The sequence below is a fragment of the Nonlabens ponticola genome, assembly GCF_003966335.1.
GTDB lineage: Bacteria > Bacteroidota > Bacteroidia > Flavobacteriales > Flavobacteriaceae > Nonlabens > Nonlabens ponticola.
Genome location: NZ_CP034549.1, coordinates 817,449 through 835,719 on the forward strand (window position 1 = coordinate 817,449; position 18,271 = coordinate 835,719).

Consider the following 18,271-nt stretch of genomic DNA (forward strand, 5'->3'; position numbering starts at 1 on the left):
TGAAAAAGTGAGCAACCCATGATAGTACCATCCATTAAGGATTCCATTTATTATGAAAACGTGATTCGAGAAATTACACTTGAGTGTGGTGATTTTTATTTTTTTGAATCGCATCTAGTGTCTGAAATTCATGAAGGCGTGCTCTTTGGTGGTGAAGAGGCACTCGATATTTTCAGTGAAGCGATAAGCTTTTACAACGGCACTGATCGTCCCAAACATTTTGTTTATATATCAAATCGTGTAAACGATTACTCTCTCAGGCCCGTTGATTGGTTACAATTCAAATTCATGAATCGATTCATGAAGGGATTTGCTACTGTCGATAACCGTCCACGAGCTGCACAAAATGCCATGCTGCTGGAAAAATTCGTTCCCAGTAAGTTTAAGTTATTTGCAAATATGTCTGATGCTATGATATGGGCCATTGATATTTATAAATCCTATCATGATTGATAACAGAATAATTTCTTTTCTAAAAAGTTAAATACTAGCTAATCTATATAGACGTTTGTAAATTCAACTCCTGATCAACCCTATGATTTCTATTCTAGATACGCCCTATAAGTCTTTAATCTTGCACACTATATACCTACCCATCGGTAAGCTCTATTTATTAAAAGATTGCGTTGTCTCAGAGCTCTATTTTGAAGTCATCGGTACAGCGCAGCACGCCAGCGAGGCATTACAGTTATGTCTTGATTATTATGGCACTTATGATGTGATCAAGAAACGCATCTGGATTGCAAACCGCACTCAAAAGTATTCTATACAGCCAGTAGCATGGATACGCCTCAAGAAAGAAGCTACACAGTATTTAAAGGGTTATTGTGTCGTTGATACCACTAAATACGGTATCATGAATGCGATTCTAGAGTCAAAATTTGTCCCAATCAATTTCAAGAATGCGACTACCCTAGACGAGGCTATGCAATGGACGCAGGAAATAATGAGTGATCAGGAAAGCGCCTAATTTATAACTGTTTCCTCTTTTACAGTTCTTTGTGATTTACGACCAGTCAAATAAACTCCTAAAAAGATCATCACGCCTATTCCAGCCTTAGTCCATGACAATGTATCAGTCCCTAAACCAACAGCAATCAATGCGGCAAGCAACGGCTGCAAGTAAACAAAGACGGCAACCACGCTAGGCTTCAAGGTTTTTATAGCAATGATGTTGAGCATATATGTACCAAAGGTTGCAAACAACACTACATAAGCAATATTCAATACAATAGTTGTGCTTGCTGTACTCCACTCAAAGGCGAGTCCTTGCTCTATACCAAACGGCGTAATGAACAACAATCCAAATAGATACAACCACTTCATCAATGTAAATACATCATATTTTGCTGTGAGTCTTTTGGCCAGCAAAATGTAAAAAGCATAACTCACGCTATTGATAAACACAAGAAAATTTCCTGTCATTGGATCTGCTGCTATTTGATTGGGTGCACTTGATAAGATAATGAGTAAGGTGGCTCCGGTAAAACCAAGCATGATACCAGCGATCTTATAGCCGGTGAGTTTCTCCTTGAGAAATACGGCACTTAATACGGCAACAATAATTGGTGTTGTGACCATCAGCACTGATGCGCTGATAGGTGTGGTCAAACTAAGACCCCACATAAATGTGATCATATTAAATCCTACACCACAAAACGCAGCAAGAGCAATAAGCGGTAGATCTTTAAGTGGTACTGTTTGTTTCGTTTTCACGAAAAGTGATATCACCCAAAATATTGTACAAGTCCCTAATACTCGATACCACGTCAAGCCGAACGGACCTATATGATCTGGTGTGACTTCTTTAGCAGCAGAAAAGTTGTATGCATAAAACAATGCCACAAGAGTCGCGCACATAAGCGCGACCTGTCTCTTAGTCATTGTCTAGGGCTTCAATTGCGGCGGCGACTGTTTTCTTTGAGTTACCTATGTAAGCCTTGTCGTCATAGATAAGTATAGGTCTCTTGATAAATGTATAATGATCTAATAGTAGTTCTTTATAATCAACCTCACTCAAATCCTGCTCATGCAAACCACGTTTGCGATACAATTGTGCTCGTCTATTAAATAGGGATTCATAGCTACCTGATTGCTTTTTGAGGTATTCTAGTTGCTTTACATTTACAGGCTGCTCTTTAGTGTTTTGCAACTGTATGCTATTTGGTAAATTGAGTTCGTCCTTTATGCGCTGGCACGTATTACAACTGTCTAAGTATATAAAGCTATTCTCCATGAAGCAAAACTACAAATGACTTGACGTTTCTGGTATCTTTATGCAAATCATTTACCATGGATAGTAGATTTTCTCATAATTTGAGAACCAGAGAGTTTTTCATCTCCTTCATCGACAAGTTAACAACTGAACAGCTTAATGAAATACCACAAGGCTTTTCTAACAATATTATCTGGAATATATGTCACAGCATGACGAGTCAACAGGGTCTTGTCTATGGATTGTCATTAGTCGATCAACAAATCCCTAAGGAACTGGCACTGCGATTTAGAAACGGCACAAAGCCAGAAGGCTTTATACAGGAAAAGGAAATTAACGAGTTTAAGGAAATGCTGGTACCGCTGATAAAGAAAACCAGCGATGATTATGATCAAGGTGTTTTTAAGGAGTTTAAACCCTATACTACAAGCACAGGATACACCATGAATGATATTGAAGATGCGATCCAAATGAATAATATTCATGAAGGTCTACATCTGGGATATGCTATGGCGATATTAAAAGCTATTCATTAAATTTTATTTTCTTATACCTATAATCTTCTCAATTAATGATTATGAAATTCAATACCAAGGCCATTCACGGCGGTCAAGAAAATATTGATCCTGGATACAATGCAGTAATGCCTCCTATTTATCAAACCTCGACATTCAAGCAGCATTCGCCTGGTAGTCACAAAGGTTATGAGTATGCTCGCAGTGCAAACCCAACAAGAAATGCCTTAGAAAAGAACATCGCGAGTATTGAAAATGGCAAGTACGGTCTCGCCTTTGGTTCAGGATTAGCGGCTATCGATGCCGTCTTAAAATTGCTAAAGCCTGGCGACGAGGTGATTGCAACAAATGATTTATACGGCGGCTCTTATCGCTTGTTTACAAGAATCTATGAAGATTTAGGCATCAAGTTTCAATTTGTGGCGATGGATGATCCTGTATCTATCGAGAAACATATCAGCACAGCGACTAGAATCATTTGGGTAGAAACGCCCACTAATCCTATGATGAATATCATTGACATTAAAGCGGTCGCACAGGTTACTAAAAAGCACAACCTGCTACTGGCAGTTGACAATACATTTGCCACCGCTTACCTGCAACAGCCTCTTGATCGAGGAGCAGATATTGTCATGCATAGTGCCACTAAATATCTAGGTGGCCACAGCGATGTGATTATGGGTTCACTAGTTGTAAACGACAAATCTCTGGCTGACAAACTTTACTTTATTCAAAATGCCAGTGGTGCAATTCCAGGCCCGCAAGATTGCTTTCTCGTGTTGCGTGGCATCAAAACGTTACATGTACGCATGCAACGTCATTGTGAGAATGGACGAGCCGTTGCGGAATTTTTAAAAGGTAATAGCAAAGTTAAAAACGTGTATTATCCTGGTTTTGAGGATCATCCCAATTATGATATCGCTACTAGTCAAATGAGCGATTATGGTGGTATGGTATCATTTTCTACTGTTGATGGAACTAAGGAAAGTGCGATTAAAATACTAGAAAGCTTAAGAGTATTTACATTAGCTGAATCACTTGGTGGCGTAGAATCTCTTGCTGGTCATCCAGCAACTATGACACACGCTAGTATTCCTAAAACGGAACGTGAAAAGATAGGTATCGTTGATTCACTTATAAGATTGAGTGTTGGGATTGAAGATATTCATGACTTGTTGCAAGATCTAGAACAAGCTATCAGATAGCGGTCGATATATTATTCTATAAACAAAAAGCTCGATCATTTAACGATCGAGCTTTTTGTTTATAATTTGATTAAGGATTTATAGATAGTAAATAAAGCCTACATTGAACCACCAAACCCAGTCGTTGGCGCGGTTATTCACATTTCTTGGGCTTAATCCATCAACATAATTACTGTCATAGTAATGCCATGCAGATGAGATCAATATGTCACTTAGGTTATTGAGTTTATACCTAACACCGACATCAGCGACATAGGCAAGAGTGCTACCACGATCAGTATCAATTCGGTCAAGAAAAGTGATATATGTTGTTTCTGGATTTCCAAGTGGTCCTAGACTGCTTTCCGCTTCTGGCTTATAGTTTACATAGTGTACACCTAATCCAAAGTAAGGAGCCCATTTATATCCATTATTTTGAAAATCTCTTACACTTAGAGGATAAAATTCTAGATGTGAACCTAGTTCCAGTACGCGAGCTTTACCTTCCATGGATCTAAGACGCAATCCATCAATACTGTTACGCTCTGCTAATTCACCTAGATGGTTTAATGTGGTAGTATGAAATGATAATTGGGAACGTATTTTAAAGTGATCATTCCAGTAAGTATCACGGCTACGGCAATTACAGTCTGCACGATAGGCAAAATTGATGTAATGTACTACACCTAGCCCTATACCTACATTACCTTTATTAGTATCAAAGTCATATCGCTCACCATAGTCACTTTGAAAAGCAACTGGACCGGCGATAACACCTACTTCATGTGAGAATCCTAGTTGTGCGTCGGCAACGAGACTTGCTAAAGCTAGGGATAATATTAAAAGGTAAGATTTACATCCAGTAATCATGAGGTATAGTCTTTGCAAACGCTCCAAATATAAGAAAATCACGTCCAGTGCATTACCTCAACGCGTTTTTATCACATTTAGTTTAGATAAAAGTGCGCAGGAACTAAATAAGTTTAACAATTACCACGATGATCCTTAAAATAATCGCAAAGAAATAACCGCGTGCTAGCTATAATTATATATTTGTATCCTTAACGAAAACGTTTTCACAGACGTAATTATTACAAATAATGGAAAAAAACATCCAAGATTTTATTGATTTAATAAAAAAGCGCAATCCTAACGAGCCAGAATTTATTCAGGCAGTGACAGAAGTTGCAGAAGTTGTAATTCCTTTTATTGAGGATAATCCTAAATATGCTGGAGACAAGCTTCTTGAGCGCATGGCAGAGTCTGAGCGTGTAACCATGTTCCGTGTGCCATGGACTGATGATAACAACGAGGTTCACGTTAATCGTGGCTACCGCATTCAAATGAATAGTGCGATTGGGCCTTATAAAGGTGGTTTGAGATTTCACCCATCGGTAAACTTGAGTATTCTAAAGTTCCTTGCCTTTGAACAAGTATTTAAAAACAGCTTGACCACATTGCCTATGGGTGGTGGTAAAGGTGGATCTGACTTTGACCCAAAAGGTAAGTCAGACCGTGAGGTAATGCGTTTTTGCCAGAGCTTCATGACAGAGCTGCAACGCGTGATAGGTCCTGATACAGACGTTCCAGCTGGTGATATAGGTGTAGGCGCGCGTGAGATAGGCTATATGTTTGGTCAATACAAGAAGATAAGAAATGAATTTACAGGTATTCTTACTGGTAAAGGCCGTTCCTACGGCGGTTCATTGATGCGCCCAGAAGCTACAGGGTACGGTAATGTGTATTTTGCCGAAAATATGTTGAACACACGCGGCGAGAAGATTGAAGGTAAGCGCGTGACCATTTCAGGATCTGGTAATGTAGCACAATATGCTGCAGAAAAGATAATACAACTAGGAGGTAAAGTAGTCACCATGTCAGATAGTGATGGATTTATTTATGATGAAGAAGGTATCGATGCAGAAAAGCTCGATCACATCATGTACATCAAGAACGAGAAGCGTGGTCGTATCAAGGAATATCTAGAGAAATATCCAGATGCAAAATTTCATGCAGACGAGCGTCCATGGGGCATCGAGTGTGAGATCGCATTACCATGTGCCACTCAAAACGAACTTAATGGTGAAGAAGCTAAAACACTCGTGGACAACGGCTGTATTTGTGTGGGTGAAGGCGCAAACATGCCTTGTACACCAGACGCCGTTGAGGTTTTCAAGGACAAGAAAATATTATTTAGTCCTGGTAAGGCGAGTAATGCTGGAGGCGTTGCGACCAGTGGTCTTGAGATGTCACAAAATTCCCTGCGCTACAGCTGGACTGCCGAAGAGGTGGACAACAAACTACATGGTATCATGAATGATATTCACGAGGCTTGCGTCAAGTACGGTAAGGAAGATGATGGCTACATTGATTATGTCAAGGGCGCTAACATTGCAGGCTTTGTAAAGGTGGCAGATGCTATGCTCGCACAAGGCATCGTGTAACGTTTACATATTTATATCTGTTACGCTTTCGCGAAAGCGTAATCATCAACAAACCCTTGATCACCATCAAGGGTTTTTTTATACCATTATAGAAAGAGTATTTTTGCCACTGCTCAAATCATATAATTGATGCAGCAGCGTTACCCTAACATGAGATTAACCATATTGTTTATCATCGCCAGTAGTTTGCTGGTCACCGCACAGGATTTCACAGACTCGTGGGTAGGCTATTTTAGCTTTACAGAGATCGTAGATATAGAATCGAGCGATTCACAGATATATGCGGCCAGTGAAAATGCCGTTTTTATCTATGATATTGCCAGTCGTAAGTTTACAACGCTCACGACCGTTAATGGATTGAGCGGTGATCGCATATCCCAAATTCATTACAATGAGTTGAGCGATCAACTAGTAATAGGGTATGAGAATGGCCTGATACAAGTGCAAGAGGATGATGTGATTTTTGATGTGGTCGCTATTAGGGATAAGCAAATTATCGATCCAGATCGCAAGAGAATCAACGAGTTTCTACAAGTAGATCAATTGCTGTACCTCGCTACAGATTTTGGGATTGCAATTTACAATCTAGAGCTTCTTGAGTTTGACGACACTTATTTTATAGGTAGCAATGGCGCTCAATTACAAGTGCAGTCCATCGATATTTTTGAAGGGTTTCTATATGCAGCTACATTAGATAGCGGCATACGACGCGCACCTATAGATGACCCATTTCTCATTGACTTTATGAATTGGACGCGCATCAATACTGGCGATTATGATGAGGTGATTGCAGTAAATAATCAGCTCTATGCGACTGACGATGACAGGAACCTATGGCGCTTGTCTGGAGATCAATTTGTGACAACAGACACGAGATTGCCCAATCGCGCGCTAGATGCACATCTCTCAAATGGCGAGATACTTTTTACGGGAATCAATTATGCCAGTATTATTAATGAGGCTGGTGCAGTGGTAAGTACCGTAACTGATTTTGAAGATATTGCTACTCAATTTACTAGCGGTGTCCGAGTAAACGGCAACTTGTTTATTGGATCCAGTGATACTGGTCTTATAAGATCTGGAAACGGCTCTACAGAGATAATCTTAGCTGATGGCCCATCACGCAATGATTCATTTACCTTAACAACCTTGCCCAATGAGCTTTGGGTAGGCTATGGAGATTATGATGTTTTTTACAATCCTTTCCCGCTGGATCGGGTAGGTGTAAGTCACTTGATTGAAGGTGCTTGGGAAAATTTTACCAGCGACGACGTGCAAAATATTGCTAGCATTTCAAGGATTACCATCAATCCAGTGGCGCCTGATGAGTTGTACCTCAATTCAATGAATGAAGGCGTGTTGCAGTTTGTTGATGGAGAAGCAACCACGTTATTCAATAGCAGTAATAGTAGTTTAAGCATCATTAACGGCAGTGGTTCAGGTAGGATACGTGTGCCAGCTAGTAAGTTTGATTCACAGGGTAATCTATGGGCAATTGCCTCACAGGTTGATGACCCATTAAATAGAAGAACTTCATCCGGGCAATGGACATCTTTTGATTTAAGTGATGACTTTCCATCAGTAGCTGGATCATCAACGACTAAGATTGATATCAATAACAATGACAATATATTTTTTGGTACCACAGGCGCAGGCCTTGTAGGTTTTAACTCCAATGAGAATCGTTATGCTCAATTGACAGAAGGTATTCAGCAAGGTGGCTTGAGAAATAATTATGTTGGCGCGCTAAGGATCGATCAAAGTGGCCAGTTATGGATAGGATCAAATCGTGGTCTAAGAGTATTATTTAATCCTAATTCCATGTTTACCGATAACCCGGATGATGCACGACCTATCATCATAGAAGATGTCAATGGAATACCACGAGAGCTGCTCGCAGATGAAGCTCTTGTAGATATTGAAGTGGACGGCAGCAATAGAAAATGGGTTGCAACGGCCGATTCTGGAGTATTTTTATTCTCACCTACAGGTCAGGAAACCATATTCCAATTCACTAAAAACAACTCGCCACTTCCATCTAATAGTGTGAACGATATTGCCATTGACGACACTACAGGGTTGGTATATTTTGCGACAGATAATGGATTGGTCGCTTTTAAGGGTGAGCGCAATAGTCCACCAGCAGACGATCTAGAGAATGTATTTGCTTTCCCTAATCCAGTAAGACCCAACTTTGACGGCAATGTAACCATCGATGGACTTACAGAAAGAGCACGTGTCAAGATTACAGATATCGAGGGTAATTTGGTCTTTGAAATCGTTTCTCAAGGTGGTAGCGTGCAATGGGATACCACTAGTTTTGACGGTCGCAAGGTTGCATCTGGTGTGTATATGTTACTTATAAGCGCACGTGATAATGTAGAGACAACAGTCTCAAAACTTATGATTATTAGATAAATGCTCATAAGCACGCCTGCCATTGTATTATCATCGATCAAGTATGGCGAGTCAGATCTTATCGCCAGGCTTTATACAAGAGAACTAGGTAGTCAGAGTTATATGCTCAAGGGCATACGCAAATCGCGCAAAGGAAAATTGCGCGTATCATATTTCCAGCCACTCACACAATTACATATTGAGACCCAGCATAAGGATAAGGGCAATCTTGAGTACATTAAGGAATGCCGTATAGCAGTTCATTATGAAAACATCTCGACCGCTATTGCCAAAAGCAGTGTCGCCCTTTTCTTTGGCGAGATTTTATCGCAGTTATTGACTGAGCAACAACCAGATGAACAGTTATTTGATTACTTGAGTAATGCTTTTGAATTTCTAGATCAAACCGACCATGTTTCAAACTTTACGATCAAAGTATTGCTAGACATGACAGATATCATGGGATTCGGGATTGATAGATCAACACTACAGTTTGAATATCTTAATATGCTCAACGGCACCTTTGATAATAATGGCATGCAACCACATCATTTAACTGATGTTGAAAGTAGTTTGATAAAACAGTTCCTTGGTACAGATTTTGAGCGGTTGGAAGAGATCAAGATTCATCGCAAACAGCGATCAGAATTATTGAACCTTGTGGTCGAGTATTTTCAAATTCACCTAGAGGTATTTAAAAAACCGGCATCGCTAACCATACTTAAACAACTCTTTGACAGTTGAGATATAATTTTACTTGCCTTTTCCTATTTCTTTTTGCCTTTATTTCCCAAGCACAGCAAGTGCAGGTGGTGAATAATGAGACTGGCGAGCCTATTCCCAATGTAGCTGTTTACAATAAAGAGAAAACAAAGTCTGCCATTGCAGACTTTGATGGATTTGTAGATCTCATAAAATTTGATGATAAAGAGACGATCTTTTTCCAGACCATGTCTTTCAAAACCTTAAAAAGTAGTAAGCGAGATATTCTTGCTCATGGTGATCTGGTCAAGCTCACTCCGGTGTCACAAGGCATGAATCCAGTGGTGATATCAGTCTCTAAGTTTGAGCAGCGCAAACAGGACATACCGCAAAAAATAATTTCTACCAGCGCTCAAGAAATTAAATTTAACAACCCACAAACCAGTGCAGATTTACTGCAGCAAACAGGTCAGGTGTATGTGCAAAAATCACAGCAAGGTGGTGGTAGCCCATTGATACGTGGTTTTTCAACAAATAGATTGCTCATTACGGTAGATGGTGTGCGCATGAATAATGCGACCTTTAGAGGTGGTAATTTGCAAAATGTCATAAGCATCGATCCACTATGTGTCGAACGTACTGAGATTATTCTAGGTCCAGGCAGCGTTGTATATGGTAGTGATGCTATAGGTGGCGTCATGAATTTTTACACGCAGTCGCCAGTCTTTGCGACTGATAGCATCACAAACTTTGCAGGTAACGCCTTGTTACGATATGCCACCGCAAATAATGAGAATACCGCACACCTAGATTTTAAATATGGAACGCAGCGATTTGCCAGTGCGACAAGCATCAGTTTTAATTCCTATGGCGATCTACATATGGGATCAAATGGACCTGATGAATATTTGAGAAATCAATATGTCGTGCGCCGCGATGATGAGGATTTACTAGTAGATAATAGCGACCCACAACGCCAGATTCCTACTGGTTTTGATCAGCTCAACCTGTTGCAAAAATTCTCTTACAAGCCCAGCAGCGACTGGCAACTGGACGCAGGATTGATTTACACGCAAACCTCTGATTATAGCAGGTATGATGCGTTGATACGCTTTCGCGAAAGCGGAAACCCCATAAGTGCCCAATGGTATTATGGACCTCAACGCTGGTTAATGCTTAATGCAAGAGCCACCCATCGTGGTAATGGTAGATTATATGATAAAGCGATCATCACACAGGCTTATCAAAAATTCAATGAGAGCCGCAACAATCGTGATTTTCAAGATGTAGAGTTATTTGAGAATGATGAGCAGGTAGATGCTCTTACAACGGCTATAGATTTTGAACGACGCAATCGAGAGAATAATGTCCTATTCTATGGAGCAGAATACGTGTATAACAAGGTAGGCAGTGAAGGCAGTATTTTTGACATAGAAACAGGTAATAGACGCGCAGCTGCCAGTAGATATCCAGATGGATCAACATGGGAATCGCTAGCTGCTTATGTGAGTTATCAATGGAGAATCGAGGAAAATCTCACCTTACAATCTGGAGCACGATACAACCACATCTGGATTGACGCTCAATTTGATGATGAATTCTTTGACTTTCCTTTTAGTGAAGCGACTGTAAATACAGGCGCACTTACCGGTGCGATAGGTGCAACTTATCTGCCTGATCCATCATGGGAACTGCGAGCAAATTTGAGTACAGCCTTTCGTGCGCCTAATATTGATGATATAGGTAAAATCTTTGATCCTAGTCCTGGCACGGTAGTCGTTCCCAATCCAGATGTGGATTCTGAGTATTCTTATAATACAGAGCTAGGTGTTAAAAAACGAGTAGGCGATCAATTGACTATTGAGGTCGCGGGATATTATACGTTGCTAGATGATGCATTGGTGGCTCGTGATTTTGAGCTCAATGGTGAGGATCAAATCATCTATCAAGGAGAATTGAGTCAGGTGCAAGCCATTCAAAATGCAGAGCGTGCGATGATCTACGGCGTTGAGATAGGAATGGATTACAAACTCAATGATGAGTGGAATCTGTACGGTCATTACACTTGGCTGGATGGCGAGCAGGAAGAAGAAGACGGCACCACGGTTGCCGTGCGTCACGTGGCACCAGCTTTTGGCGATTTTCATGTAGTTTATGATCACGATAGATTTAAGGCAGATGCCTTTGTTTTATTCAACGGTCAGTTTGATTTTAATGAATTGGCGCCTAGCCAGCAGGATAGGCCGTATTTGTATGCGCAGGATGAGAATGGCAATCCATTCTCGCCATCATGGTACACGCTTAATTTGCGATCTAGATATGAGATTAACAAGGCATTGAGTGTTAATGCTACCCTTGAAAATATCACAGACCAGCGCTATCGCACCTATTCATCTGGAATAGCAGCGGCTGGTAGAAACTTAATTTTGGCACTTGATTATTCTTTTTAAGAACCGTGAGTCTAGACGTCGTTCTACATAATCAACATTTTAAACTACACCCATCAGGAGCTTGTTATTGGGTAGAGCAAGATGTTGTTCTTTTGGCAGATGTTCATCTGGGAAAAAGCGCTCACTTCCGTAAGAATGGGATGGCCATACCATCTACCGCAGACGACGCAGAGTATGACAAGCTCAATGAGGTTATTGATTACTTCAAGCCATCGCGACTATTTTTTCTGGGCGACTTGTTTCATTCCTACATCAATGCAGAGTGGCACTTTTTTGAACAATGGGTGCGTATGCAATCCATCGAGATCGTGCTAGTAATGGGTAATCACGATGTCATCTCGCGTGAAAAATTTAATCAAATAGGAATAGCAACCCACGACGTGTTACAAATGGGGTCCATCTATTTAACACACCATCCAGAGGAGCAAGACGGGTATTTTAATATTGCAGGACACGTACATCCAGCGGTAAAACTTACAGGAGTAGGCAGGCAGCGTATGAAGATACCATGCTTTTTCACTACAGATACAGGCATGATTATACCAGCATTTGGTGATTTTACAGGCACACATGTGCTCAAACCACAAAAGGGAAATCGCATATTTGGTTGTGTGCCAGACGATGTCATCGAGTTGTCATAAATTGCAGCGATTATTCTTACCCAACCATCATGTTAAAAAAGATCGCGAGTATTCTCAATTTGATCAGCATCATTGTGCTGATTGCTTGGAACGGATATGCCAATTCTGGAAATTTCAACGGTAATACGGTAGGCGATCTAAGTGCAGAATATAGCAACCTGTTCACGCCAGCGAGTTATGCCTTTGCAATATGGGGTTTGATTTTCTTGATGCTATTGGTTTTTGGGGTGTATGGTGTGTATTACGCTTTCGCGAAAGCTACCTCACTCAAACCGAGAGCCTATCGCACCAACTTTGTGGTATCAACAGCGCCGTGGTTCTTACTGGCAAATATCTGTTGTACGGCATGGGTAGGCTTCTGGCTGGAAGAAATGATAGGAATATCGGTACTACTCATGGTCGGTATACTGGTTTTCTTGCTTTTGTGTGTGCGCAGCATTGATATGGAATTATGGGATGCGCCGTTTCCACTAATCGCATTTGTGTGGTGGCCGCTGTGCCTTTATACAGGCTGGATAAGTGTCGCAATTATTGCAAACGTCGCGAGTTACCTTAATGAAATCATGGAATTTACTAGAGATCAGGAAATTTATATCACCATCGCGATGGTAGTGGTTGCTGCTGTAATTAATATTCTCATGGTGTGGTATCGCAACATGCGCGAGTACGCTAGTGTAGGCGTGTGGGCACTTGTCGCCATTTATGTCCGTCACAAAGATGAGGTAGAATTGATAAGCTATGTAGCGATAGCGGCAGCCGCGATTCTATTAGTGAATATCATGTGGCATGGATACCTCAATCGTCACACAAATCCATTTATCAAATACAAACAGTATAGAGCGAGTAAAGCTTAAAAGCTCTTAATATCATTAGCCCAACTAGGATAGGTGTAGATGGTTCTTTTTATTTGCGTAAAAGTCAAGTCGTTGTTCATGGCAACAGCAAAAATGTTGATCGTCTCGGCCGCTTCATGAGAGATAATGTGCGCACCTAGGATCTTATCAGTTTTATTATCGACGATTACTTTATAGGCATAATATTTTGCATTTAATCGCCTGGTATTGAACCAGCTACTAGCATCTTGATGATGTACGGTAATGTCTAGGTTTTGATCTGCGGCTTGCTTTTCAGTCAATCCTATTCCTGCTACTTGAGGTATGGTAAAAGTGACGCTAGGTATATCAACCGGCTTGAATTTTTTCTTTTCTCCTGTTAGGTTAGCCGCAACAACGTCTGCTTCAAGACCGCTTAATGGTGTAAGCGGTAAATTCTTGCTCGATACATCACCACAGGCATAAAAATTTGATTGCGATGTACTGCATAGGTATTCATCCACCATGACTCCATCACGTCCAGTGACTACTCCAGCATTTTCTAGCTGTAAGGATTTGACACTAGGTTCACGACCTGCGGTGTTGAAAGCTAGATCAGTTGTTTGCTGGTGCTGACTACTATCTTTGGAATAATGCAATAAAAGTCGGTCATCCTTTTTCTCTACACTAGAAACTTGAGCATTGAGAATCACATCTATTCCTAGATCTCTGGACGCATCCAGTAAAAAGCCTGCGGTAAATTCTTCAAATGGTGATAATAATTGATCACCTTGTTCTATCACAGTCACTTTGACACCAGCACGAGCCAACATATGACTAAATTCCATACCAATATATCCACCACCAATAAAGGTCACCTTTTCAGGTAATTCTTTCAATGTGAAAAAATCTGGGCTTTCCAGTAGATGTTCCTCACCAGGTATTCCCAACTCTATTGGCTTCATACCTGTGGCAATGACAAACTTTTTTGATTTGATGGTGGTGCCGTCAAAAGTAAAAGTGTGCGCATCCTCAAAATGGCCGTCGCCGTGATAGCAATCCACTCCTTTACTCTTGAGCATTTGCTCTGTGTTTTCTGGAATATTGCTAGTGTAACGTCGAGCGTAGTCTTGTACCTCTTTCCAGTCGATGCGAATTTCTCCAGCAATTCCATCACCTTTCATATTGGTGGCTAGCTCATAAGCCTCGCTACTGGCCAGCATCAATTTTTTAGGATCGCAACCGCGCTGCGAGCAAGTACCGCCATACTCGCGATTGTCAATGATTCCTACCTTCATACCGTGGCTACAGCAGCGATCTGCTACCAGTTTGCCAGCGGTTCCTGTTCCTAAAATAAATACATCGTATTGCTCCATTTTCTAAATGTAAAGGAGCATCGCTCTTGATGCTGTGAAAGAATTGACAATATTTGGGAAGACTTGCGGCATGAGTATATCTTTACGGTCAATACATTGCTTTGGCTTACACAGATATTCTCCAGTCATATTCTCATTTACCACAAACCCAACAATTGCTGGATCATCTAGCGCAGGATCACGGTGCGATTCAAGTAGCTGGTCTCACTGGTAGTGCGTTATCGATTGAGTTGCAAACCTTATTTGAGCAAAGCGACAAGCCTTTTTTACTTATATGCAACGACAAGGAAGAAGCCGCCTATTATCTCAACGATCTAGAAAAAATGATAGGCGAGGAACGTGTGCTGTTTTATCCAGGAAGCTATCGACGACCTTACCAGATTGAGGAAACAGATAATGCCAATGTCCTTTTAAGGGCTGAGGTGCTCAACCGAATCAATTCAAAACGCAAGCCAGCGGTTATTGTTACATATCCAGACGCATTGTTTGAAAAGGTAGTCACGCGCAAGGAATTGGAGAAAAACACGCTCAAGATTGCCGTTGGTGATCAAATAAGCATTGATTTTGCAAACGAGGTGCTGTTTGAATATGCCTTCAAGCGCGTCGATTTTGTGACAGAACCTGGTGAATTCTCATTGCGCGGTGGTATCCTCGATGTGTTCTCATTTTCTAATGAAGAGCCTTATCGTATAGAGTTTTTTGGCAACGAGATTGATAGCATACGCATCTTTGATGTGGAGACACAACTGTCTAAAGATCAGATTAAAAAGATATCCATAATTCCTAATGTGGAGAACAAGAAGTCTGATGAGCGACGTGAGAGTTTCTTGAAATACTTGTCAAGTAAGACGGTTGTATTTGCCCAACATCTTGATTTGATGTATGCTCGTGTTGATTCGCTTTTCGCGAAAGCGGAACAAGCCTACCAAAAACTTGATGGTGGCATTAAGCAATTAACTCCAGACGAGATTTTCTGCAAGTCGGCCTTGCTTAAGAAGCAATTGGAGAAATACACGACAGTTGAATTTACCGGTAGCGACCCAGCTGTGCGATTCAGCACCAGCCCGCAACCATCTTTCAATAAGCAGTTTGATATATTGGTGGACACGCTGCGAGAAAATGAGAAACGTGGATTCAAGACTTATCTGCTGTGCGGTACTGCACAGCAAGCAAAGCGTTTCAAGGACATTTTTGACGACATGAATGCGCAGGTTTCCTATGAAACGGTGACCATGACATTGTATAAAGGATTTGTAGATGCAGATTTAAAAATCGCTTGTTACACAGATCATGAGATTTTTGATCGTTATCATAAGTTCCACTTGAAGAATGGCTATGCCAAAAAGCAAGCCATCACGCTCAAGGAACTCAATACGCTGGTCATAGGTGATTATGTTACGCATATTGATCACGGTATAGGGAAATTTGGTGGACTCCAAAAGATCGATGTCAACGGCAAGATGCAGGAAGCTATCAAGCTGTTTTATGGCGAGCGCGATATTTTATATGTCTCGATTCACTCGCTACATAAGATCACGAGATATGCTGGTAAAGACGGCAAGACGCCTAAGATCTACAAGCTAGGTAGTCCAGCCTGGAAAAAACTAAAAGCCAAAACCAAGACTAAGGTCAAGCAAATTGCTTTTGACCTGATCAAATTATATGCAAAGCGACGCGCTCGCAAAGGGTTTCAATACGAGCCAGATGGTTATTTGCAAAATGAGCTAGAGGCTAGTTTTATTTATGAGGATACACCAGATCAAAGTGCAGCGACACAAGATGTAAAAAATGACATGGAAAGCGATCGTCCCATGGATCGATTGGTCTGTGGTGATGTAGGATTCGGTAAGACTGAAGTTGCCATACGTGCTGCGTTTAAGGCTGCGGTGAGTGGCAAACAAGTTGCTGTGCTCGTGCCAACAACTGTTCTAGCTTTTCAGCATGCCAAGACTTTTAAGGAGCGCCTTGCCGACATGCCAGTTACGGTAGATTATTTGAATCGTTTCCGTACGGCAAAGGAGCGTCGCACGGTACTTGAAGGACTTGAAAACGGAACCATCGATATCGTGATAGGCACTCACCAGCTGGTCAATAAGTCGGTTAAGTTTAAAGACATAGGACTGTTGATTATCGATGAGGAGCAAAAATTTGGAGTTGCAGTAAAAGATAAGCTCAAAACCTTAAAGGAAAACATTGACACGCTCACGCTTACTGCTACGCCTATACCGCGTACGCTGCAATTCTCATTAATGGCCGCACGTGATTTGAGCGTTATAAAAACGCCACCACCCAATCGTCACCCTATTGAGTCTCGCGTGGTACGATTTTCTGAAGAAGTGATACGTGACGCGGTAAGCTATGAGATTTCCCGTGGTGGTCAGGTATTTTTTGTCCACAATCGTATTGAGAACATTAAGGAAGTAGCAGGTATGATCCAGCGATCTGTTCCAGATGCTAAGGTAGGTATAGGTCACGGTCAGATGGATGGAAAAAAGCTGGAAGAATTGATGCTGGCTTTTATGAATAATGAGTTTGACGTACTGGTAAGTACCACCATCATTGAGAGTGGTCTTGACGTGCCTAATGCGAATACCATCTTCATCAATAACGCCAATAACTTTGGACTATCAGACCTGCATCAAATGCGTGGTCGAGTGGGCCGCAGTAATAAAAAGGCCTTTTGTTATTTCATCACGCCACCATATGATATGATGACTGATGATGCTCGCAAAAGAATCCAAGCAATTGAGAATTTCTCTGAGTTGGGTAGTGGTTTCAACATCGCCATGAAAGATCTTGAGATACGTGGTGCTGGAGATATTTTGGGTGGCGAGCAAAGTGGTTTCATGAATGAGATAGGATTTGATACCTATCAAAAAATCCTGAGCGAAGCCATAGAAGAGCTCAAGGAAAATGAGTTCAAAGAACTCTATCCTACGGATGAGATCAAGACCAAACATGTAAGCGATGTCACGATTGATACAGATTTTGAATTATTGTTCCCAGATGATTACATCAACAGTGTTACAGAGCGTCTTGCATTGTACTCAAAACTCAATGAGGTAGATGATCAGCTGCAATTAACGCAGTACCGCAAGGAATTGGTAGACCGTTTTGGTGAACTGCCAGACCAGGCGGAAGATCTGTTGACCAGCATCAAGATCAAGTGGATCGCCAGTCGCATAGGTCTGGAAAAGATCGTGATGAAGCAAGGCAAGTTCATAGGTTACTTTATCGCAGATCAGTCGAGCAGTTTTTACCAGACAGAGACCTTCAGCTATCTATTGCAAGCAGTGAACAGCAGTGGCAAAACTATGCAGCTAAAAGAAAAGCAAACCAGGTCAGGATTGCGATTGTTACTCAAGATGGAGCAATGTAAAAGTGTAGATCAAGCATTAGCAAACCTAGATAAGATATTGCCTGTTGAAGAGATCGTAAGCACTTAGTAGATGGCTATGAAGCCACTTGCAGTAATCTTATTATTCCTATGGGCTGTTATAAAAGATAAAGTCGTTTGAGTTTTTGCTTTCGCGAA

Annotated in this window: 15 protein-coding genes; 11 read left to right on the plus strand and 4 right to left on the minus strand. The window is 41.2% G+C overall.

Annotation, left to right across the window (positions count from 1 at the left end; translation table 11 throughout):
- The first annotated feature begins 18 nt into the window (after positions 1-18).
- Positions 19-453, plus strand: coding sequence for a hypothetical protein (locus EJ995_RS03715; protein ID WP_126445738.1), 435 nt, complete (start codon positions 19-21; stop codon positions 451-453).
- Positions 454-535: 82 nt separating this feature from the next.
- On the plus strand, positions 536-970 hold the full coding sequence (locus EJ995_RS03720) for a hypothetical protein (RefSeq protein WP_126445741.1): 435 nt from the start codon (positions 536-538) through the stop codon (positions 968-970).
- Here EJ995_RS03720 and EJ995_RS03725 read toward each other — a convergent pair.
- Positions 967-1,884 carry a DMT family transporter gene (locus EJ995_RS03725; RefSeq protein WP_126445743.1) on the minus strand — a complete coding sequence of 306 codons (918 nt, stop codon included), beginning with the start codon at positions 1,882-1,884 and terminating at the stop codon, positions 967-969. The genes EJ995_RS03720 and EJ995_RS03725 overlap by 4 nt on opposite strands.
- Complete coding sequence (locus tag EJ995_RS03730; protein ID WP_126445745.1) at positions 1,877-2,236, minus strand: arsenate reductase family protein; 360 nt, start codon at positions 2,234-2,236, stop codon at positions 1,877-1,879. Before EJ995_RS03730 ends, EJ995_RS03725 begins: the two co-directional genes overlap by 8 nt.
- A gap of 56 nt (positions 2,237-2,292) precedes the next feature.
- On the opposite strand from EJ995_RS03730, the gene EJ995_RS03735 reads away from it, so the two are divergent.
- Together EJ995_RS03735 and EJ995_RS03740 are read left to right on the plus strand one after the other, a co-directional pair.
- Positions 2,293-2,751 (plus strand): DinB family protein, encoded by a 459-nt coding sequence (locus tag EJ995_RS03735; RefSeq protein ID WP_126445747.1) that lies wholly within the window; start codon positions 2,293-2,295, stop codon positions 2,749-2,751.
- A gap of 41 nt (positions 2,752-2,792) precedes the next feature.
- Entirely contained in the window at positions 2,793-3,935 is a 1,143-nt protein-coding gene (locus tag EJ995_RS03740; protein ID WP_126445749.1) for a cystathionine gamma-synthase, read from the plus strand.
- A 78-nt stretch (positions 3,936-4,013) separates the two neighbouring features.
- Here the strand turns inward: EJ995_RS03740 and EJ995_RS03745 are convergent, their stop codons facing one another.
- Positions 4,014-4,784, minus strand: a complete 771-nt coding sequence (locus tag EJ995_RS03745; protein WP_126448855.1) for a THC0290_0291 family protein — start codon at positions 4,782-4,784, stop codon at positions 4,014-4,016.
- Between the two features lie 230 nt (positions 4,785-5,014).
- On the opposite strand from EJ995_RS03745, the gene gdhA reads away from it, so the two are divergent.
- From gdhA to EJ995_RS03775, 6 genes are all read left to right on the plus strand, one after another.
- The gene (gene gdhA / locus EJ995_RS03750; protein WP_126445751.1) at positions 5,015-6,358 is read left to right on the plus strand and encodes an NADP-specific glutamate dehydrogenase; all 1,344 of its coding nucleotides are present in this window, start codon (positions 5,015-5,017) and stop codon (positions 6,356-6,358) included.
- 150 nt (positions 6,359-6,508) lie between these two features.
- Positions 6,509-8,776 carry a type IX secretion system anionic LPS delivery protein PorZ gene (porZ, locus tag EJ995_RS03755; RefSeq protein WP_126445753.1) on the plus strand — a complete coding sequence of 756 codons (2,268 nt, stop codon included), beginning with the start codon at positions 6,509-6,511 and terminating at the stop codon, positions 8,774-8,776.
- Positions 8,777-9,499, plus strand: coding sequence for a DNA repair protein RecO (recO, locus tag EJ995_RS03760; protein WP_126445755.1), 723 nt, complete (start codon positions 8,777-8,779; stop codon positions 9,497-9,499). It abuts the gene before it with no gap.
- A complete protein-coding gene (locus EJ995_RS03765) occupies positions 9,496-11,907 on the plus strand; it encodes a TonB-dependent receptor (protein WP_241234684.1) in 2,412 nt (803 codons plus the stop codon). The genes recO and EJ995_RS03765 overlap by 4 nt, the downstream gene beginning before the upstream one ends.
- 5 nt (positions 11,908-11,912) lie before the next feature.
- On the plus strand, positions 11,913-12,548 hold the full coding sequence (gene pdeM, locus EJ995_RS03770) for a ligase-associated DNA damage response endonuclease PdeM (RefSeq protein WP_126445757.1): 636 nt from the start codon (positions 11,913-11,915) through the stop codon (positions 12,546-12,548).
- Positions 12,549-12,577: 29 nt separating this feature from the next.
- Complete coding sequence (locus tag EJ995_RS03775; protein WP_126445759.1) at positions 12,578-13,402, plus strand: hypothetical protein; 825 nt, start codon at positions 12,578-12,580, stop codon at positions 13,400-13,402.
- On the opposite strand, the gene EJ995_RS03780 is transcribed toward EJ995_RS03775, so the two are convergent.
- The gene (locus EJ995_RS03780; RefSeq protein ID WP_126445761.1) at positions 13,399-14,736 is read right to left on the minus strand and encodes a dihydrolipoyl dehydrogenase family protein; all 1,338 of its coding nucleotides are present in this window, start codon (positions 14,734-14,736) and stop codon (positions 13,399-13,401) included. The two genes, EJ995_RS03775 and EJ995_RS03780, sit on opposite strands and share 4 nt — an antisense overlap.
- A gap of 101 nt (positions 14,737-14,837) precedes the next feature.
- Between EJ995_RS03780 and mfd the strand changes: the two genes are divergently transcribed.
- A complete protein-coding gene (gene mfd, locus EJ995_RS03785) occupies positions 14,838-18,182 on the plus strand; it encodes a transcription-repair coupling factor (protein WP_126445763.1) in 3,345 nt (1,114 codons plus the stop codon).
- The last annotated feature ends 89 nt before the right edge of the window (positions 18,183-18,271 follow it).